Here is an 18,502-nt window from a genome sequence, read left to right on the forward strand (position 1 = left end):
TGACTCCTCTTGAGTGACGAAACGGGGGCTGCTCAGGCAGCGCTGGAAGCTTGGCTGGCCAGGGCACAGGTGTGCGGGTACTCGGCCAGGGAGACGAAACGCTGGGTGTTGCCGTCGAGGGCGACGATGGCGCCGCTCTCGATGTCATAGACCCAGCCATGCAGGTTGAGCCGGCCCTGTTCCAGGGCCAGGGCCACCGAAGGATGGGTCTTGAGGTTGGCCAGTTGGGCGATCACGTTGTCGCGCACCAGGGCGTCCAGGTGCTCGGCGGGCGAGGCGTGCTGGCGGGCGGCATTGATCACCTTGGCCGACTCGGCATGGCGCAGCCAGTTGGCCACGGCGGGCAGGTGGTCGAGGCACTTGCAGGTGGAAATGGCGGTCATCGCGCCGCAGTCGGAGTGGCCGCAGATGACGATGTCGCTCACCCCCAGCACTGCCACCGCGTATTCCACGGTGGCCGATACGCCACCCGGCTCGGGGCCGTAGCTGGGCACGATGTTGCCAGCGTTGCGGATCACGAACAGGTCGCCGGGCTCTTGCTGGGTCAGCAGTTCGGGCACCACCCGGCTGTCGGAGCAGGTGACGAACAGGGTGCCGGGGTTCTGGGTGCTGGCCAGTTGCTTGAACAGTTCACTGCGTTGGGGAAAGGCTTCGCGCTGGAACTTGAGGAAGCCGTCGATGATGTTCTGCATGGGGTTCTCCTTGCGTCGCTGATGGGGCAAGGATGGAAGTTTTCAGCTATAGCGTCCAAGACCGGCTTATTATGCTTTCCATAAGTACAGCCTATAGTTGGAATTCCCCATGCTGTTGCGTCACATCCGTTACCTGCTGGCCGTGGCCGAGCATTGCAACTTCACCCGGGCTGCCGAGGCGCTGCATGTGTCCCAGCCGACCCTGTCGCAACAGATCAAGCAGTTGGAGGAGGGCCTGGGGGCGCCGCTGTTCGACCGTTCCGGGCGCAGCGTGCGCCTCACCGATGCCGGCCAGGCCTATGTCGCCTATGCCCGCCGCGCCCTGCAGGACCTGGAGGCGGCCAGGCGGGCGATCCACGATGTGCAGGACCTGAGCCGCGGCTCGCTGCGCCTGGCACTGACCCCGACCTTTACCGCCTACCTGGCCGGGCCCTTGCTCAGCCGCTTTTACCGGCAGCACCCGGGAATCGGCCTGAGCATCGAGGAAATGACCCAGGACCGCCTGGAGGCGGCCCTGGCCGAAGACCGCCTGGACCTGGGTATCGCCTTCGCCGGCGAGCACCTGGCGGAGATCGAGAGTCAGGCGCTGTTCATCGAGACCCTGAGCCTGATGGTCGGCCCGCAGTATCCGCAGCCCGAGCGCCTGCCCCTGAGTGCCGAGGCCCTGGGCCGCCAGCCCCTGGTGCTGCTCAGCGCCGACTTCGCCACCCGCCGGCACATCGACCTGTATTGCCGGCAGCAGGGCATTGCCCCGCCGATCGCCGCCGAGGCCAATTCGGTCAGTGCGATTGTCGAGATGGTCCGGCGCGGGCAACTGGCGACCATCCTGCCCAGCTCCATTGCCCGGGAGCAGCCGGGGCTGCGCACCCTGGCCTTGCAGTCACCACCGGCGCCGCGCAGCGTGGTGCTGCTGGGGCGCAAGGGCGCCTATCGCAGCGCCGCCTGCCAGGCTTTCCGGCAGCTGCTGCTGGATCAGGACGAGGGCGCGGCCAGCCACTGATTGACCACCCGGTCGTAGGCGCCAGTGGCCTTGCTCAGGTGCAGCCATTGGTCGACGTAGCTTTTCCAGGCCACATCGTCCCGGGGCAGGAGAAAGGCCTTCTCGCTGTATTGCAGGTAGCGCTCGGGGTTGACTGCGCACAGCCCCGGCTTGTGCCGTTGCTGGAAGCGCGCCTCCGAGGCGTCGGTGATCATCACGTCGGCGCGGTGGGTCAGCAACTGATCGAAGATCGTCACGTTGTCGGCGAACAGGGTCAGGCTGGCCTTGGGCAGGTGGGCCCGAGCGAAGATTTCGTTGGTGCCGCCCGGTGGCTCGATCAGGCGCACCTCGGGCTGGTTGATCTGCTCCAGGGTCTGGTAGCGCTTGAGATCCTGGCAGCGCACCAGGGGGATCTTGCCGTCGATGCCCAGGGGCTGGCTGAAGAAGGCTTTTTTCTGCCGCTCCAGTGACACCGAAATACCGCCGACGGCGATGTCGCACTGTTGGCTCTGGAAGTCCGCCATCAGGCCTTTCCAGGTGGTGTTGACCCACTTCACCCGCACCCCGAGGCTCTCGGCCAGGGATTCGGCCAGGCTGATGTCGATGCCTTCGTAGTGGCCGTCGTCGCGCAGGTAGCTGTAGGGCTTGTAGTCGCCGGTGGTGCAGACCGTCAGGTGGCCGCGCTCGATCACCTGGTCCAGGTGTGAGGTGGGCTCCTGGGCGAAGCTCAGGGCTGGGGCGCTGAGGCCCAGCAGGGTACACAACAGCAGGCGCGGGAGCATGGAATCGTTCCTTGAGGGGCAGGGGGCGGAGCATTATTGGCGCCAGCCGCCGGCCAGGCAAGGCAAGTACCGGTGCTGGAAGGCGATGCGGGCTTTCGACCTTTTTTTCACGAATGGCACGTTAACCTGTGGCTCCTGGATTCCAAAAAGAGTTCGCCGTTCATGTCGTCCCTTCCCCCACCGTCCATCGAACTGGAGTTCGCTCGGCGCTACGACCAGGAGCACGCGCGCGTCTGCCGCGAGCCCCGGCCAGCCGGGATTGGCGCGCGCCTGGCCGCCTGGCGCACGGCACGCCTGGTGCGTCACGCCCTGAAGGAAGCCGGCGAGCCGGGGCTGATCCTGGATGTGGCCTGCGGCGCCGGGCGCTACTGGCCGGTGCTGGGCGAGCACGGCAACCGGGTGATTCTGGCGGCGGACCCTTCCCAGGACATGTTGAACCATGCCCAGACCCACCACCCGGCCAGCCTGCTGAAACGGGTCAAGACCTTTCACAGTTCGGCGTTCAATATCGGCCTGTCGGCCAATGCGGTGGACTGCATCATCTGCATGCAACTCTTTGCCCACGTGACCCGGGGCGAGGATCGCCTGGCCCTGCTGCGCGAGTTCTATCGGGTCAGCCGGGACACGGTGATCCTGGCCACGCGGATCGAACCGCTGTTGCAGATCGCCCGACCCGCTTCTGCCAGCTCCGGCATGCCGCCGCTGGCCAGCAAGGTGCAGCTGGAAGCGGAGTTCCGCGAAGCCGGTTTTGAAGTGCTCGACCATCGGGACCTGCTGCCCGGTTGGGCGCCTTCGCGAGTCTATGTGCTGAGAAAACAGGGTTAGCCCAGAGTCTCGGACTATTCTTGCCCTCCGGCAGATGGTTTCTCACTTGCTCTTGTCGGGTGAATGCTCGGAAATCGCCGGAGGCGATATATACTGCGCGCCATTCTTCAAGGGAGAGCCGTGTGGCCATCGATATACATTGGATTCGCGACAACGATAGCCTCGGTCAGCTTTGCGCCCAGTGGCAGCAGTTGCCATTCGTCGCCCTCGACACCGAATTCATGCGGGTCGACACTTTCTATCCCATTGCCGCCCTGTTGCAGATTGGCGATGGGCAGCGCGCCTACCTGATTGACCCTTTGACCATCGACAACTGGCAGCCACTGGCGGCCCTGCTGGAGAATCCGGCAGTGGTCAAGGTGGTGCACGCCTGCAGCGAGGACCTTGAAGTCCTGCTGCGCCTGACTGGCAGCCTGCCGGCGCCGTTGTTCGACACGCAGCTGGCGGCCGCCTACCTGAACCTGGGTTTCTCCATGGGCTATTCGCGCCTGGTGCAGGAAGTCCTGGGCATCGACCTGCCCAAGGGCGAGACCCGTTCCGACTGGCTGCAGCGCCCGCTGTCGGAAACCCAGGTCAGCTACGCCGCCGAAGACGCCGTGCACCTGGCCCAGGTGTTCACCGAACTGCGGCCCAGGTTGTCCGAGGACAAGTACCGCTGGGTGCTGGAAGACGGCGCCGAGCTGGTGGCCAACCTGCGTCGCGAAGTGGACCCCTACGAGGTCTACCGCGAAGCCAAGCTGGCCTGGAAACTGTCCCGCGCCCAGCTGGCGGTCTTGCGGGAGCTGTGTGCCTGGCGCGAGCGCGAGGCCCGTGCCCGCAACCTGCCGCGCAACCGTATCGTGCGCGAGCATGCCCTGTGGCCCCTGGCCAAGACCCAGCCGGACAACCTGTCGGCGCTGGCCAAGATCGAAGACATGCACCCGCGTACCGTGCGCCAGGACGGCGAGTTCCTCCTCGACCTGATCAAGCGCACCGCCAGCGTCGGCCCGGATCAATGGCCGCCGGCCGTGCCCGAACCCCTGCCGATCGAAGCCGCGGCCCTGCTCAAGCGCCTCAAGGCCGTGGGCCAGGCCCAGGCCGAGCGCCTGGGGATCGCCCCGGAAGTGATGCTGCGCAAGAAAACCCTGGAGAGCCTGCTCAAGAGCGGCTTCCCCAACGGGCCTTACCAATTGCCTGATTCGTTGCGTGGCTGGCGCCGCGAATTGATGGGCCAGGCGCTGCTGGACAGCCTGGCCACCGCCGGAGAACAGCCTTGAAACGTATCTGCTCCATCTACAAAAGCCCGCGCAAGAACGAGATGTACCTCTACGTGCTCAAAAGCGAGGCTCTGGAACGCGTGCCGGAAAACCTGCTGCTGGCCTTCGGCAAGCCGCAACATGCCTTCGACCTGGTGCTGAGCCCGGAGCGCAAGCTGTCCCGCGAGGACATCCACCAGGTGCTGGAAAACCTCGACAAGCAGGGCTACCACCTGCAGATGCCACCGGCAGAAGACGAGTACATCGAGCACTTGCCCGAAGAGCTGCTGCGTCGCAATGATCCGGTCTGACCTGTAGGCGCCCGGTCCCGGGCGTCCTTGTAAGTGCAACTGACTGACCTGGCAGCCGCCTTGATCGATGGAGCGATTCTCCGTCGGCGGCTGCCTGCACCGTTTTTTAAGGTTTGAGCCATGCGCGTTCTGATTGCCGAACACGATCACGCTGTTTATGCCCGCCTGTTGCGTCAGGCGGCCCCGGAGCTGGAAGTGCTGACCAGTGGCGACTCCGCCGAGCTGGCACGGTTGGCGGCGGATTGTCCGGTCTGGCTGGGGCAGCCGGACCTGCTGGCCACCCTGCTGCGCCAGGGGCACCAGCCCCAGTGGCTGCAATCCACCTGGGCCGGCATTACCCCGCTGCTGGCCGAGGGCCTGCCGCGGCACTACCGCCTGACCCGGGCCGTGGGCATCTTCGGCCAGGTGATGGCCGAGTACGTGCTGACCTACATCCTAGGCCATGAGCGCGAGGTGCTGGCGCGCCTGGTGAGCCAGGTCGAGCGCAAGTGGGACAACCGTTTGGGCCAGAGCCTGGTGGGGCGCAAGGTGCTGATCGTCGGTACCGGCGACATCGGCCAGAGCGTGGCGCAGTTCCTCCTGCCGTTTGGCGTGAAGCTGTACGGCATCGCCAGCCAGGCCCGGGAGCAGGTGCCCTTTATCGAAGTGGCCGGCCTGCAAGACCTGGGGCGCCTGGTGGGGGAGGTGGACTACGTGGTCAACCTGCTGCCCAACACCCCGAGCACCCACGATCTGTACGACGCGGCGCTGTTCAAGCAGTTCAAGCCCACGGGGTTGTTCATCAATGTTGGCCGGGGTGTGGCGGTGGTCGATGCGGACCTGGTACAGGCCCTCAAGGATGGGCATCTGGCGGGGGCGGTGATCGATGTCTGCCGCCAGGAGCCCTTGCCGCAACGGCATCCGTTCTGGACCGCCTGGGGCTTGCTGCTGACGGGCCACAGTTCGGCGCCGACCTCGCCGGAATTGATGGTGCAGTTGTTCGTCGACAACCTGCGGGCTTATCAGGCTGGGCTGGCCCTGCGCGGCGAAGTGGATTTCGCCCGGGGCTATTGAAACGGACCTGATCGTAGGAGCGAGCTTGCTCGCTAAAGCCGCGCTTGCCAGGCAAGCGCGGCGCCCTTCAGGGCTTCGCGAGCAAGCTCGCTCCTTCAGAGGTGATCGCGGCTTTAGAGGCTGAAATCGCCTTCGGCCACGGTTTCGCTCAGGGGGCGACGCGGGCTTGGCTCTTCCCGGGCCTGGAGGTAGTCGGCCAGGGTCGACTTGTCTCCCAGCTTGCCCACGGCCACGGCGGCGTGCACGGCATAGCCTTCGGGGATCTTCAGTTCCTTGCGGGTCAGTTCCTGGTCGAAACCGGCCATGCCGTGGGTGTGCCAGCCACTGAGGCTGGCTTGCAGGGCCAGGTGGCCCCAGGCCGAACCGGTGTCGAAGGTGTGCCACAGGGCCGGAGTTTCCTCGCTGGCGCCGGGCACGGTGAAGGTGGTCTTGGAAATCACGATCACCAGGGCCGAAGCGTGTTGCGCCCAGCCACGGTTGAATTCGTTGAGCAGGCCGAGGAAGCGTTCCCAATTCGGCGTGTCGCGGCGGGCATAGAGGAAGCGCCAGGGCTGCGAGTTGTAGGCCGAAGGCGCCCAGCGTGCGGCTTCGAAGAAGCTCAGCAGGGTTTCTTCGGGGATGCTTTCGCCGGTGAAGGCCCGGGGCGACCAGCGCTGGGTGAACTGCGGGTGGATGGCGTAGTCGGCAACGCGAGTGTTGGCGCTCATGGAAAAACTCCTGGCAGCATGTGAGATGAGTGGAATAAACCGGCAAGCGCAGATGAGCTGAGCGAAGGGGTATTCCTGACCCCGTGCGGTTTGCCGGGTGCAACGCGGTCAAGCGTTAATGGCACACGGACGCGGGTCGGTCCGAGGGGCAAAGCTACTGTGCCCATGGCCCGCTGACAAGTCCCGGCCTACCGACAGTCGCTAGCGCTTGGCCCGCCGGTTCTTCGGCACTAGACTGGCGGCCTTTTCACCCTCGGATACTGATGCTTGAGCCATGGCCGCCAAAGTCGAACCTTTCTGGATACGCAAAACCCTCGAACAACTCGACCAGGACGAATGGGAGTCGTTGTGCGATGGCTGCGGTCTGTGCTGCCTGCAAAAGCTTGAAGACGAGGACGACAACAGCGTCTATTACACGCGCATCGCCTGCAAGCTTTTGGACCTCAAGACCTGCCAGTGCAGCGATTACCCCAACCGCCGCGACTCGGTGCCCGACTGCATCCAGCTGACCCCGGGCAAGGCCGACGAATTCAAGTGGCTGCCCCCCACCTGCGGCTACCGTCTGGTGAGCGAGGGCAAGGACCTGCCCCTGTGGCACCACCTGGTGTGCGGCGACCGCGATGCGGTGCACCACGAACGTATTTCCCAGTCCGGCCGCATGCTCGCCGAAGGCAGCGTGGCGGAAGAGGATTGGGAGGATCATCTGATTTTCCGCGCAGGCTGAGGGTTCGCCGCGCCGGCTTCAAGGTTTCAATAGCAAGGAGAGGGTATGAGGGTGGGGGCGAAGCTGGCGCTGGCCGCTGCGATGCTGGCATTGAGTGCATCGGCGTTTGCGGCGAAGAAGGTCGATCTGGATTATCACGTGCGCTTCCTGCCCCAGAGCGATCAGGCCGAAGTGCGCCTGACCCTGGCCGACGGCGCGGCGCTGCGCAGCCTGGATTTCGATCTGGGCTCGACCGGCGACTACAGCGACTTCAAGGCCGACGGCCAATGGCAGGCCGCCCCCGCCGGTGCTGGCGGTCAGCGTGGGGTCTGGCGCCCGGCCAGCGGCAAGGCCAGCCTGAGCTACCGGGTACGCCTGAACCACAGCATCAAGAAGGGCAGCTATGACAGCCGCAGTACTGCCAACTGGGCCCTGCTGCGCGGCGAAACCCTGGTGCCGCCGGCGCACCTGGACCAGCAGGACGGCATCGAGCTGGTGGCGCGCCTGGATTTCGAACTGCCCGCCGGCTGGAAGAGCATCGAGACCGCCTGGCCGCGGATCGGCAAGCACCGTTTTCGCATCGACAACCCCTCGCGGCTGTTCGACCGTCCCACCGGCTGGATGCTCGCCGGCACCCTGGGCAGCCGCCGCACGCGCCTGGGGGAAACCGACGTCAGCGTGGTCTCGCCACGGGGCCAGGGCATGCGGCGCATGGATGTGCTGACCCTGCTGACCTTTGTCTGGCCGCAGGTGCAGGCGGTGTTTCCCCGCCAGCCGAGCAAGCTGTTGATCGTCGGCGCGGCCGATCCGATGTGGCGCGCCAGCCTGGCCGGGCGCGATTCACTGTTCCTGCACAGCCGCCTGCCGCTGGTCAGCGAGAGCGGCGCCAGCCCCTTGCTGCGGGAGCTGGTGCAATCTCTGGCACGGATCAACGACAGCCAGCGCAGCGACTGGATCAGTGAAGGGCTGGCGCAGTACTACGCCATCGAGCTGCTGCGCCGTGCCGGTGGCATCAGCGATGAACGTTACCAGGTGCTGGAGAAGCGCCTGGCCCGGGACAGCCACAAGGTCACCAGCCTGCGCGGCGAACAGGTGGACAGCGCCACAGCGGCCAAGGCGGTGTTGCTATTGCAGGAGCTGGATCGGGAGATTCGCCTCAAGACCCGCAACAAGCGCTCCCTGGACGATGTCCTGCAAGCGGCGATGCGCCTGGAAAGCGTCAGCACCGCTGAATTCATCCAGCTCAGTGAAAGCGTGCTGGGCGAGCCCTCCAGGGCCCTCGACACCAGCCTGCTGCGCTGACCCGGCGCGGCTGGGGCCCAGGCGTCCATGAGGACGCCCCGGCCTCAGGCCTTGGGCACCTTCACTTCATCATTGCTGGCGGCCTTGGCGTTGCGGCCGGCGGCTTCGGCATCGGCTTTCAGGTTGCGCAGCTCTTGTGCAGCGCGTTCGATCTTGTTGCGCACGTTGTTCATGTCCTGGCGGCTTTTCTCCAGCAGGCTTTTCGCCGAGCTGTGCCCGGTGATGCCCCGGGCCAGGGCCACGCCGCCGATGGCTACCTGGATCAGGCCGAATACGCCGCCACGGCGCAGGCCCTTGCCCATCATCACCACGCCGCCGGCCAGCGAGCCGATGCGCTCCCAGCCCTGGACATTCTGGGTGGGCTGGCTCTGGAACGGGGTCGATTCGATGGTTTGCAGCTGTTTGCGCTCGCTCATGATCTGTCTCCAAGGGCGGTAAGGGATACAAGGCTGACTGCACGAAGGCGTCACAGGTTCCCGGGCGATGACCGGCGTGTGCTCAGAACTTGGGACCGGAGCGGGTGTTGTTGCCCTTGGCCAGGCGATCATAGAGCACCACGTTGACTGTCGCTGCCAGGTTCATGCAACCGGTGGTGGGGATGTAGACCACGTCCTCGCACCAGTCGCGGATTTCCTTGTCGAGGGAGCCGTCTTCCGGGCCGAAGATGTACAGGGCGCGATCCGGGTGGGTGTATTCGGGCAGTGGGCGGGCACCCTCGACCAGTTCCACGGCCACCGGTATGCAGCCCAGGGGGAGGATTTTCTTCAGGTCGTCGATGCCGATCAGCGGAATGTCCTGGTGGACCTTCTTGGTGTCGGTGACGAAGTCGCGGGCCCGCTCATAGCGCTTGCCGGTGTAGAACACCGAGGCGACGCCATAGCAGCCGGCGGCGCGCATCACCGAACCGACGTTCTCCGGTGACTTGGGGTTATACAAACCGATGCAACTGTACCTTTTGTTTGCCACGAACAAAGCGCCTTGGGGGAAAAGAGCGCGATTATACGGGGATTGCCCACGGCTCGGTGGCTTGTTGTGGCGAGGGAGCTTGCTCCCGACGCCGGCCAATGCGGTATAGCAGGCCGGCCGGGGACACAGGGTTTACGGCTGCCTTGCCGCCGAACGGGAGCACGCTCGCTCGCCACAATATGCCCGGCGGCTGGTGCTTACTCCGGGTCTTTCTTCATCAACCCGGCCAGGGCGGCGAACGGGTTGTGGGTCGCCTTGGCGACTTTCGGGGTGCTCAGGGAGCCTTCGCCGAAGTACTGCTGGTCGGTGTAGCGCGAGTGCTCGTTGTCGTGGCAGTACAGGCACAAGAGTTCCCAGTTGGAACCGTCCTGGGGGTTGTTGTCGTGGTTGTGATCGCGGTGGTGCACGGTCAACTCGCTCAGGCGCTTGCCGGAGAACTCCCGGGCGCAGCGGCCGCAGACATGGGGGTACATTTTCAGCGCCTTGTCGCGGTAGCCCATTTCTCGGTCGCGCTGGGCGTCGGCAAGGATACGGTCCAGCTTGGCGGTGTTGGACGGGGGAGTGGACGAACTCATGGGTTCACCTTTGTAGAAGGACTAATGACGGTAATGGACAAAGTTTAGCTCAGGCCTTGAGCTTCTCGGCAATCCAGATGGTGTGCCGGGTGCCGCGATTGCCATGGGCGAAGACCTGTACTTCCTCGGCCTTGAAGCCGGCCTTGCGCAGGCGCTCGGAGAACTGCCGGTCGGCGCTGGCCGACCACACCGCAAGAATGCCCTTGGGCCGCAGGGCCCGGGCGCAGGCGGCCAGGCCGGCGCTGGAGTAGAGCCAGCTGTTGGCTTTCTGGGTCAGGCCTTCGGGGCCGTTGTCGACGTCGAGCATGATCGCGTCGAAACCCTGGGGCTCGGCCTGCAGGACCTTGGCCACGTCTTCCAGGCGGATCACCGTGCGCGGGTCCAGCAGCGGCCGGCCGGATTTTTCGCCGAGCGGGCCACGGTTCCATTCCACCACCCCGGGCACCAGCTCGGCGACCACCACCTCGGCGCTCTTGCCCAGGTGCTTGAGAGCCGCGGCCAGGGTGAAGCCCATGCCGAGGCCGCCGATCAGCACCCGCGAGTTCGGGCGCCCGGCGACCTTGCTGCAAGGGATCTGCGCCAGGGCGTCCTCGGAACCGTGCATGCGTGTGTTCATCAACTGGCCGCCGTCACCGCCCTGGATCTTGATGACGAAATCCTCACCGTATTCGAACAGGCACAAGGCACCGCCGTTTTCAGGAATCGCAGTAGTGTCCAGCAGTACGAAACGTTTCATGGAGATCTCATTGAGGAAGGCAAAACGCCCCGGTTGGGAGTAGCCTGACGCCAGACAATAGCAATGGAGCCATTGATGAAGCGCACTATTCTAACGGTGATTGCCCAAGCGGCGCTCGCCCTCACCGCAGCCCTGGCGCTTGGTGCCGGCCCGGCTTTGGCCGACGAGCCGCAAAGCGCCCCGGTGGTGACCCCGGCGCCGACCCTCGGCACCCCGGGCACCGCGACCCCTACGCCTTATCCGCAAGTCACCCCGCCCAGCACGCCGAAAGCCGGCAGCAGTGGCAGCGCGCCCCTGCTGCCGCCGATCGACATGCCCAAGCCGCCCAAGGACCAGACCCTGCCAGGGCTGGAGCAGAACGACAGCAAACCCAAGGTTCAGGGTTGATGGAGGTAGCGGGTGATGTGGCGAGGGTACCCCGGGGCTCAGATCTGCTGCGCGAGCAACTGGCCGTCGGCCATGCGCAGCCGCTTTGACAGCGACACGGCCAGGGCGCGGATGATCTTGGCGGCGATCTTTGGCGCATCGTTGAGCATCTTCTCCAGGGAGTCCTTGCCCAGGTTGAGCAACTGGCATTGGCTGGCGGCCACGCAGGTAGCCGAACGTCGCTCGCCATCGAGCACCGCCATTTCGCCAAAGGCCCGGCCGCTGCGCAGGGTAGCGATGGTCAGCAGCTGGCCGTCGTGGTTGCGCTTTTGCACCGCCACCTGGCCGCTGTGGATGATGCACATGAAGCTGCCGGCATCGCCCTCATGAAAGATCGCTTCGCCCTCGGCGATGCTGCTGATGCTGAAGTAGCCGGCCGCAGCGTTGAAGTCGGCGGGCAACAACTGGTCGAACAGGCCGCAGTCCATCAGCCAGTCGCGGATCTCGTTGTTCAGTAAGGTGGGTTCGGACATGGGATCACGGTCTTTTTCTTGTGTCTGTTGCACCGGCGCAGGCCCGGTCCGGCGGTTGCCGGTGGCGTTCTGGGTTAAGACAGGAACGCCGCCGGGAGTTCCTCAGGCCAGGCCCAGAATGTTCAGGATAAAGGCGTATTCGAGGGCTACGTCACGTAATCCCTGGTAACGCCCGCTCATGCCGCCATGGCCGGCCCCCAGCTCGGTCTTGAGCAGCAGCGGGTTGTCGTCGGTCTTGGTGGCCCGCAGCCTGGCCACCCATTTGGCCGCCTCCCAGTACTGCACGCGGCTGTCGTTGTAGCCGGCGATCACCAGGGTTGCCGGGTAGGCCTGGGCGCGCACGTTCTCGTAGGGCGCGTAGGCCTTGATCCGTGCGTAGACCTCGGGCTCCTCGGGGTTGCCCCATTCGTCGTATTCGGTGACGGTCAGCGGCAGTTCCGGGTCGAGCATGGTGTTGAGCACATCGACGAAGGGCACTTCGGCGATGGCGACCTTGAACAGCTCGGGGCGCTGGTTGAGTACCGCGCCGATCAGCAGGCCGCCGGCGCTGCCGCCACTGATGGCCAACTGCTGGGCGCTGGTCAGGCCCTGGGCGATCAGGTGTTCGGCGCAGGCGATGAAGTCGCTGAAGGTGTTGTGCTTGTGTTCCTGCTTGCCGGCGCGGTACCAGGCCTCACCCAGCTCGCCGCCGCCGCGCACGTGGGCGATGGCAAAGGCCACGCCGCGATCGAGCAGGCTCAGGCGGGCGTGGGAGAACCAGGGATCGAGGCTTTCGCCGTAGGCACCGTAGCCGTAGAGGTACAGCGGCGTCGGCTGGCCCAGGCAGTCGCGCTTGACCACCAGGCTGATGGGCACTTGGGTGCCGTCGGCGGCGGTGGCCCAGAGGCGCTGGCTGACGTAGGCCTCGGGGTCGAACGGGCCCAGTACCGGGGTTTCCTTCAGCACCTGCTGCTGGCCGTCGGCCAGTTGCAGCTGGCGCACCTGGGCCGGGCGGTTCAGGGCCTCGTAGCGCAGGCGGATGCGCTCGCTGGAAAACTCCAGGCTGTTCTGCACGTGCAGGCTGTAGGCCGCATCCGGCAGTTGCACGCGGTATACCGGCAGGTCCCGGGGGTGCACTTCGATGATCGGCAGGCCGCCTTCGCGCAGACTCAGGGTCATGGCTGCGGCGTTGAGGGTCACGCCGTCGAGCATCACTTCGGGGTTGTGCGGCACCAGCAGTTGCCAGTCGTCCTGCTCGGGGATCGCGCCGTTGTCTTCTGCCTGGTAGAGGGCGAAGTTGATGCCGTCGCGGTTGCTGCGGATGAACCAGGTCCATTGGCCGTCCAGCAGGCCGTGGTCGACATCGTATTCATGGCCTTCGACCCGTGGCGCCAGGCAAGTGAACGGTAGCTGTGGCTGCGTGGCGTCCAGGGCCCAGGTCTCGCCGGTGGTCTTGCTGCCCAGGGACAGCAGCAGTTGGCGTTCGGAGCTGGAACGGTAGCAATGCAGGAAGAAGCGTCCGTCCGGCTCGTGGAATACTTCCTCGGCGGCGGTGCCATCCAGCCGGTAGCGCAACAGCTTGTGCGGGCGGTGGGTATCGTCCAGCTCGCCGAAGAACAGGGTCAGGCTGTCGTTGGCCCAGGTCATGCTGCCGTCGCAGTTGTCGAAGGACAGCTCGCTGACTTTGTCGCTGGCCAGCTCCTTGACGAACAGGGTGTAGATTTCCTCCCCAGTGGTGTCGAGGCTGTAGGCCAGGCGCTGGTGGTCGGGGCTGATGCTGAAGGCCCCGAGGGAGAAGAAGCCGCCATTGGCCAGGGCGTTGGGGTCCAGCAGCAGTTGCTCGCGGCTTTCGTCCACCGTCAGGCTGTCGTCCGCCGGGCGCGGGCAGCGGTAGTGGCGGGCGTATTCGTCGCCGGCGGTGGTGCGGGTGTAGTACAGGTACGGGCCCCAGGGCGAGGGCAGGGACAGGTCGGTTTCGAGGATCCGCCCCTTGATCTCCTGGAACAGCGTTTCACGCAGGGGCCCCTGATGCGCCAACTGGGCGTCCAGGTAGCTGTTTTCAGCCTTCAGGTAATCGAGCACCGCGTCGGTGTCGCGTTCCTGCAGCCAGGCATACGGGTCAGCGCCTTCGGCCTTGTGGGCAATCGGGGCGCTGCTGTCGTTGGCGGTTAAGGGCATGGGTGGCTCTCGGGCGATGACAAATGAGGGCTGGGCAGACGGCGGTGCAGCCTGACACGGCAAAAGTCGTTATCATAAGCGCCTCTTTGCCTGCCTTGCCATGGACACCATGACCGAGAACGACTATCTGATCGCCTGGGGGCTCTATGCCTTCGCCGCCTTGGGCTGCCTGCTGGTGTGGATGCGCCTGACCCGCTGGATGTGGCGCTGGCTGCGCGAACCGCTGCGAGTGCTGGTGGCGGTGCTGCTGTTCAGCCCGACCATCATCGACCCGGTCAAGGAAAAATTTGCCCCGGCCGTGGCCATCACCGCCCTGGATATAGCCTTCAAGGTCGGCAACAACGCCTGGCGTGCGGTATCCGACCTGTTCATGTACGGCATGATCGCCTTTGGCGTCTACCTGCTGTTCGTGCTGATCCGCTGGCCCATCGAGCGCGCGGCCAGGGAGCGCCGGGAACGCAACGAAGCGGCGAAAGCTGCCGCCAAGGCTGCCGAAGTGGAGGATGACCAGCCCTTCGGTGGCGTCGGCAATGACCGTTACGGCCGCCAGCCTGCAGCCGGCACCCCCCTGAATACGCGGGTCGAACCGCGTTTGTAACGCTGCCCCCGGCATTGAAGCGAGAGTCCGAGCATGTGTGAGTTATTGGGCATGAGCGCCAATGTACCGACCGATATCGTCTTCAGCTTTACCGGGCTGATGCAGCGCGGCGGCCGCACCGGCCCCCATCGCGACGGCTGGGGCATCGCTTTCTATGAAGGCCGCGGCCTGCGCCTGTTCCAGGACCCGGCGGCCAGCAGCGAGTCGGAAGTGGCCAACCTGGTTCAGCGTTACCCGATCAAGAGCGAAGTGGTGATCGGCCATATCCGCCAGGCCAACGTCGGCAAGGTCTGCCTGGCCAACACTCATCCTTTTGTCCGCGAGCTGTGGGGCCGCAACTGGTGCTTTGCGCACAATGGCCAGTTGGCGGATTTCCAGCCCCAGGCCAGCTTCTACCGCCCGGTGGGCGATACCGACAGCGAAGCGGCTTTCTGTGACCTGCTGAACCGGGTGCGGGCCGCCTTTCCCGAGCCGGTGGAAATCGAGGAACTGCTGCCGACCCTGATCCAGGCCTGCAGCGAATACCGCAGCAAGGGCGTGTTCAACGGCCTGCTCAGCGACGGTGACTGGCTGTTCTGCTATTGCTCGACCAAACTGGCGCAGATCACCCGGCGCGCCCCATTCGGCCCGGCGCGGCTGAAGGATGTGGATGTGATCGTCGACTTCCAGGCCGAAACCACGCCCAACGACGTGGTCACGGTGATCGCCACTGAACCCTTGACCGAAAACGAAACCTGGACCCGCTACCAGCCGGGCCAGTGGAGCCTGTGGCGGCGCGGTGAATGCGTCAGCCATGGCCAGACCGAATAAGGACATCCCTATGTTGCTCAGTTATCTGCGGCTGGTGCTGTTCGCCGCCGGCCTGTTGATCGGTGTGCAAGTGCCGGGTTTCATCAGTGATTACGCCAAGCGCGTCGAGGCGCATCTGATCGAGTCGCAGAACAGCCTGCAGGGCTTCCAGGGCACCGCGCAGCAATTCTTCAAGGGCGACATGAACGCCCTGGTGGCCCATTACCGGGCCAGCGACGATCCGGTGTTTCGCAGCGATGCCGAGAGCCTGAGCGGCTTGCTCAGCCGCCAGTTGGCCCTGGACAAGCAATACCAGGCGATGCAGGGGCCCTGGTACATCCGCCTGCTGCAAGTGGCCCTGGCCCCCGACCCGGAAATCCGCAAGGAAACCTGGGACGGCTACAGCTACCAGATCCTGCTGACCCCGGAAGCCATGATCTGGGGTATCAGTGGCGCCTTGCTGCTGTCCTTCGGCCTGGAATGCCTGTACCGGCTGATCGACTGGGTAGTGCTGGGCGGCAAGCGCCTGCGCCAGAGCCGCCCGATTGAAGAGCGCGACCTCAAAGGCCTCTGACCCCCTGTAGGAGCCGGCTTGCCGGCGCAGGGGGCCGCGTGGCTTGTGCCTGGCTGAAGATCGCCTTCGCTGGCAAGCCAGCTCCTACGGGAGCCGTATCGATTTTGTTTTCTGTGTAGGAGCCGGCTTGCCGGCGAAAGCGGCGTGCCTGACACACCGCAGCGCGCGGTTCGCTGGCAAGCCAGCTCCTATGAGGGGGGCGATGGCGATGTTCACTGGGGTTCGCTGAGCACCAGGTAATCCGCGCCGACCTTCTGCCCATAGCGCTGCACCACGCGCTGGCACAGCTCGACTATGTCCTCCACCAATTCCACTCCCACCCGCCACGACACCACCACTTGCAGGTTCGGCGGGCGCTGTTCGATGGCCAGCAGGGTCAGTTCGCCCCGGGCCAGTTCCTCGCGCACCAGCACCGGCGGCAGGGCGCCGATGCCGAAGCCGTCCCGCAGCAGGCGGGTGATGGCCGACACCGAGTTGACGCAGTTGAGCCGCGGCGCCAGCACGCCGTTGGCCTGCATCAGGCTCAGCACCTGCTGGTGGGGCAGGGAGTTCTTCGAGTAGGTGACGATCCGTTCCCGGGCCAGCTCGGCGACGTTGGCGTAGTCGCGGTTGTAGATCGAGTTGCTGGCGGCGATCCAGCCCATGGGATAGCTGGCCAGTTCCAGGCTGCGGATGCTTTCCTGGCGCAGCAGGTCGGTTTGCAGCACCAGGTCCAGAAAGCCCTTTTGCAACTGTTCGCACAGATTCAGCGACGTGTCAGCCACCAGCTCGATTTCCACCTGCGGGTAGTGGTCCATCATCTCCGCCACCAGGGGGCTGAGCCAAGTGTGGATCACCGTATCCATGACCCCGATGCGAACCCGCCCGACCTTGCTCGACGGCGCTTGGATGGACTGTTTCAGCACCTGCAGGGTGTCGAGCATCTGCTCGGCGTGCTCCAGCACCTTGACGCCTTCCGGGGTCAGGCTGACGCCCCGGGAGTCGCGCAGGAACAGCTTCACGCCCAGCTCGCCCTCCAGCACCGCGATGCGGCTGGAGATCGCCGCCTGGGTGGTAAAGAGTTTTTCCGCGGTGTGGCTGAAGCTCTTCAGCCGCGCGACCCAGACGAAGGTTTCGAGGAACTTGAGGTTCATGGGATCAACTTTTCTTATGCATAAGGGCAGTTTTTATTAGTTGGACGCAGTTGGCGCTCGAACCGAAGAATGCGCCAACCCACGATATGCGTCGTCGGGGCCCAGAACAACACCAATAAATTACCCTGGAGATCGCCATGAGTGCGCCCGAAACACTGGCCGCCAAGGCCCCGCGCCGCGCCGGCCCGTTTGACTGGTACCGGGACATCAACCAGCAGGAGCGCCGGACATTCTGGAGCTGCAAGCTTGGTTATGGCCTGGATGGCATGGACACGCAGATGCTCAGTTTCGTGATCCCGACCCTGATCGCACTGTGGGGCATCACCTCCGCCGAAGCCGGGCTGATCCATACCAGTACCTTGCTGGCCTCCGCCCTGGGTGGCTGGATCGCCGGGATCCTCTCCGACCGCATTGGCCGGGTACGCACGTTGCAACTCACGGTCCTGTGGTTCGCATTCTTTACCTTTCTGTGTGGCCTGGCGCAGAACTACGAGCAGTTGCTGATCGCCCGGACCCTGATGGGCTTCGGCTTCGGTGGCGAGTGGACCGCCGGGGCGGTGCTGATCGGCGAGGTGATCCGTGCCAAGAACCGTGGCAAGGCGGTGGGCATGGTGCAGTCCGGCTGGGCCCTGGGCTGGGGCATAACGGCGTTGCTATATGCGCTGCTGTTCTCCCTGCTGCCGCCGGAAGACGCCTGGCGCGGGCTGTTCCTGCTGGGCATCCTGCCGGCGATCTTCGTGATTTTCGTCCGCCGCCTGGTCAAGGACCCTGAGGTCTATCGCCAAACCCGGGCCCGGGAAGAGCCCAGCAACCCGGCCCGGTTCTACGAGATCTTCGCCCCGGGGATCCTCAGCACCACCCTGCGCGCATCGCTGCTGGCGGCGGGGGCCCAGGGCGGCTACTACGCCATCACTTTCTGGCTGCCGACCTTCCTCAAGACCGAGCGCGGCCTGAGCGTGCTGAGCACCGGCGGCTACCTGGCCATGGTGATCTTCGGCTCCTACATGGGCTATGTGATCAGCGCCTACCTGACCGATATTCTCGGGCGCAAGAAGAACTTCGTACTGTTCGCCGCCGGCTCTTTCACCATCGTCCTGCTCTATACGCAAATGCCGGTGAGCAACGCGGTGATGCTCTGGCTGGGCTTTCCCCTGGGCTTTTTCGCCTCGGGCATCTTCAGCGGCATGGGAGCGTTCCTCACCGAACTGTTCCCCACCCGCATCCGCGGTTCCGGCCAGGGTTTCTGCTACAACAGCGGCCGGGCGCTGGCGGCGCTGTTCCCCCTGCTGATCGGCCTGCTCAGCCAGCATGTGCCGCTGGGCGCGGCCATCGGCACCTTTGCCGCGGTGTCCTACGGCGTGGTGGTGCTGGCAGCGCTGAGCCTGCCGGAAACCCGCGGCAAGGAACTTGAGGCACGCTAACTGATAATCTGCCGGGCATTGCCAGCGCTGCCCCGCAGCTGACCCCTTATAAAAAACACAGGAAC

Annotated in this window: 22 protein-coding genes; 12 read left to right on the forward strand and 10 right to left on the reverse strand. The window is 65.0% G+C overall.

Going from position 1 to position 18,502, the window contains the following annotated elements; genetic code table 11:
* Positions 1–32: 32 nt before the first annotated feature.
* On the reverse strand, positions 33–692 hold the full coding sequence (locus ABCR88_RS08085; RefSeq protein ID WP_011059829.1) for a carbonic anhydrase: 660 nt from the start codon (positions 690–692) through the stop codon (positions 33–35).
* A 109-nt stretch (positions 693–801) separates the two neighbouring features.
* Between ABCR88_RS08085 and cynR the strand changes: the two genes are divergently transcribed.
* Positions 802–1,692, forward strand: a complete 891-nt coding sequence (cynR, locus tag ABCR88_RS08090) for a transcriptional regulator CynR (protein WP_011059830.1) — start codon at positions 802–804, stop codon at positions 1,690–1,692.
* Here cynR and ABCR88_RS08095 read toward each other — a convergent pair.
* A complete protein-coding gene (locus ABCR88_RS08095) occupies positions 1,665–2,453 on the reverse strand; it encodes a transporter substrate-binding domain-containing protein (RefSeq protein WP_019093311.1) in 789 nt (262 codons plus the stop codon). The two genes, cynR and ABCR88_RS08095, sit on opposite strands and share 28 nt — an antisense overlap.
* Before the next feature lie 162 nt (positions 2,454–2,615).
* Here ABCR88_RS08095 and ABCR88_RS08100 point away from each other — a divergent pair, with 162 nt between their 5' ends.
* The 4 genes from ABCR88_RS08100 (at position 2,616) to ABCR88_RS08115 (ending at position 5,877) form a co-directional block, all read left to right on the forward strand.
* On the forward strand, positions 2,616–3,278 hold the full coding sequence (locus tag ABCR88_RS08100; protein WP_350404383.1) for a class I SAM-dependent methyltransferase: 663 nt from the start codon (positions 2,616–2,618) through the stop codon (positions 3,276–3,278).
* A 122-nt stretch (positions 3,279–3,400) separates the two neighbouring features.
* Positions 3,401–4,534 carry a ribonuclease D gene (gene rnd, locus ABCR88_RS08105; RefSeq protein ID WP_011059833.1) on the forward strand — a complete coding sequence of 378 codons (1,134 nt, stop codon included), beginning with the start codon at positions 3,401–3,403 and terminating at the stop codon, positions 4,532–4,534.
* On the forward strand, positions 4,531–4,824 hold the full coding sequence (locus tag ABCR88_RS08110) for a YcgL domain-containing protein (RefSeq protein WP_011059834.1): 294 nt from the start codon (positions 4,531–4,533) through the stop codon (positions 4,822–4,824). Before rnd ends, ABCR88_RS08110 begins: the two co-directional genes overlap by 4 nt.
* 120 nt (positions 4,825–4,944) lie before the next feature.
* Complete coding sequence (locus tag ABCR88_RS08115) at positions 4,945–5,877, forward strand: D-2-hydroxyacid dehydrogenase (protein ID WP_350023725.1); 933 nt, start codon at positions 4,945–4,947, stop codon at positions 5,875–5,877.
* 113 nt (positions 5,878–5,990) lie between these two features.
* Here the strand turns inward: ABCR88_RS08115 and ABCR88_RS08120 are convergent, their stop codons facing one another.
* Positions 5,991–6,584: a nitroreductase family protein gene (locus tag ABCR88_RS08120; protein WP_011059836.1), complete on the reverse strand. Its 594-nt coding sequence runs from the start codon at positions 6,582–6,584 to the stop codon at positions 5,991–5,993.
* 274 nt (positions 6,585–6,858) lie between these two features.
* Between ABCR88_RS08120 and ABCR88_RS08125 the strand changes: the two genes are divergently transcribed.
* Both ABCR88_RS08125 and ABCR88_RS08130 read left to right on the forward strand, forming a co-directional pair.
* Positions 6,859–7,308, forward strand: a complete 450-nt coding sequence (locus ABCR88_RS08125; RefSeq protein ID WP_015634549.1) for a YcgN family cysteine cluster protein — start codon at positions 6,859–6,861, stop codon at positions 7,306–7,308.
* A 45-nt stretch (positions 7,309–7,353) separates the two neighbouring features.
* Positions 7,354–8,589 (forward strand): hypothetical protein, encoded by a 1,236-nt coding sequence (locus ABCR88_RS08130; RefSeq protein ID WP_350023726.1) that lies wholly within the window; start codon positions 7,354–7,356, stop codon positions 8,587–8,589.
* Positions 8,590–8,633: 44 nt separating this feature from the next.
* Here the strand turns inward: ABCR88_RS08130 and ABCR88_RS08135 are convergent, their stop codons facing one another.
* The 4 genes from ABCR88_RS08135 to ABCR88_RS08150 all read right to left on the reverse strand — a co-directional run bounded on the left by ABCR88_RS08135 (position 8,634) and on the right by ABCR88_RS08150 (position 10,866).
* Positions 8,634–9,005, reverse strand: coding sequence for a DUF2892 domain-containing protein (locus ABCR88_RS08135; protein ID WP_232642646.1), 372 nt, complete (start codon positions 9,003–9,005; stop codon positions 8,634–8,636).
* Positions 9,006–9,087: 82 nt separating this feature from the next.
* Positions 9,088–9,555, reverse strand: coding sequence for an RNA methyltransferase (locus ABCR88_RS08140; protein WP_011059840.1), 468 nt, complete (start codon positions 9,553–9,555; stop codon positions 9,088–9,090).
* A 197-nt stretch (positions 9,556–9,752) separates the two neighbouring features.
* On the reverse strand, positions 9,753–10,130 hold the full coding sequence (locus ABCR88_RS08145) for a YajD family HNH nuclease (protein WP_011059841.1): 378 nt from the start codon (positions 10,128–10,130) through the stop codon (positions 9,753–9,755).
* 49 nt (positions 10,131–10,179) lie between these two features.
* The gene (locus ABCR88_RS08150) at positions 10,180–10,866 is read right to left on the reverse strand and encodes a hypothetical protein (RefSeq protein WP_015634551.1); all 687 of its coding nucleotides are present in this window, start codon (positions 10,864–10,866) and stop codon (positions 10,180–10,182) included.
* Between the two features lie 75 nt (positions 10,867–10,941).
* On the opposite strand from ABCR88_RS08150, the gene ABCR88_RS08155 reads away from it, so the two are divergent.
* Positions 10,942–11,253 (forward strand): hypothetical protein, encoded by a 312-nt coding sequence (locus ABCR88_RS08155; protein ID WP_011059843.1) that lies wholly within the window; start codon positions 10,942–10,944, stop codon positions 11,251–11,253.
* 38 nt (positions 11,254–11,291) lie between these two features.
* On the opposite strand, the gene ABCR88_RS08160 is transcribed toward ABCR88_RS08155, so the two are convergent.
* Both ABCR88_RS08160 and ABCR88_RS08165 read right to left on the reverse strand, forming a co-directional pair.
* Positions 11,292–11,765 (reverse strand): cyclic nucleotide-binding domain-containing protein, encoded by a 474-nt coding sequence (locus tag ABCR88_RS08160; RefSeq protein WP_041116532.1) that lies wholly within the window; start codon positions 11,763–11,765, stop codon positions 11,292–11,294.
* Between the two features lie 102 nt (positions 11,766–11,867).
* On the reverse strand, positions 11,868–13,922 hold the full coding sequence (locus ABCR88_RS08165) for a S9 family peptidase (protein ID WP_041116534.1): 2,055 nt from the start codon (positions 13,920–13,922) through the stop codon (positions 11,868–11,870).
* Between the two features lie 100 nt (positions 13,923–14,022).
* On the opposite strand from ABCR88_RS08165, the gene ABCR88_RS08170 reads away from it, so the two are divergent.
* Genes ABCR88_RS08170 through ABCR88_RS08180 form a run of 3 tightly spaced genes read left to right on the forward strand, consistent with a single transcriptional unit; the run spans position 14,023 to position 15,883 of the window.
* Entirely contained in the window at positions 14,023–14,520 is a 498-nt protein-coding gene (locus tag ABCR88_RS08170; protein WP_350404385.1) for an MFS transporter, read from the forward strand.
* Between the two features lie 33 nt (positions 14,521–14,553).
* On the forward strand, positions 14,554–15,330 hold the full coding sequence (locus tag ABCR88_RS08175) for a class II glutamine amidotransferase (RefSeq protein ID WP_011059847.1): 777 nt from the start codon (positions 14,554–14,556) through the stop codon (positions 15,328–15,330).
* 10 nt (positions 15,331–15,340) lie between these two features.
* Positions 15,341–15,883 (forward strand): DUF2937 family protein, encoded by a 543-nt coding sequence (locus tag ABCR88_RS08180; RefSeq protein ID WP_041116536.1) that lies wholly within the window; start codon positions 15,341–15,343, stop codon positions 15,881–15,883.
* 212 nt (positions 15,884–16,095) lie between these two features.
* Here the strand turns inward: ABCR88_RS08180 and ABCR88_RS08185 are convergent, their stop codons facing one another.
* Entirely contained in the window at positions 16,096–17,016 is a 921-nt protein-coding gene (locus ABCR88_RS08185; RefSeq protein WP_053156822.1) for a LysR family transcriptional regulator, read from the reverse strand.
* 137 nt (positions 17,017–17,153) lie between these two features.
* Here ABCR88_RS08185 and ABCR88_RS08190 point away from each other — a divergent pair, with 137 nt between their 5' ends.
* Positions 17,154–18,437 carry an MFS transporter gene (locus tag ABCR88_RS08190; protein ID WP_011059850.1) on the forward strand — a complete coding sequence of 428 codons (1,284 nt, stop codon included), beginning with the start codon at positions 17,154–17,156 and terminating at the stop codon, positions 18,435–18,437.
* The last annotated feature ends 65 nt before the right edge of the window (positions 18,438–18,502 follow it).

This window comes from Pseudomonas sp. W17 (genome assembly GCF_040268305.1).
GTDB classification, from domain to species: domain Bacteria; phylum Pseudomonadota; class Gammaproteobacteria; order Pseudomonadales; family Pseudomonadaceae; genus Aquipseudomonas; species Aquipseudomonas protegens.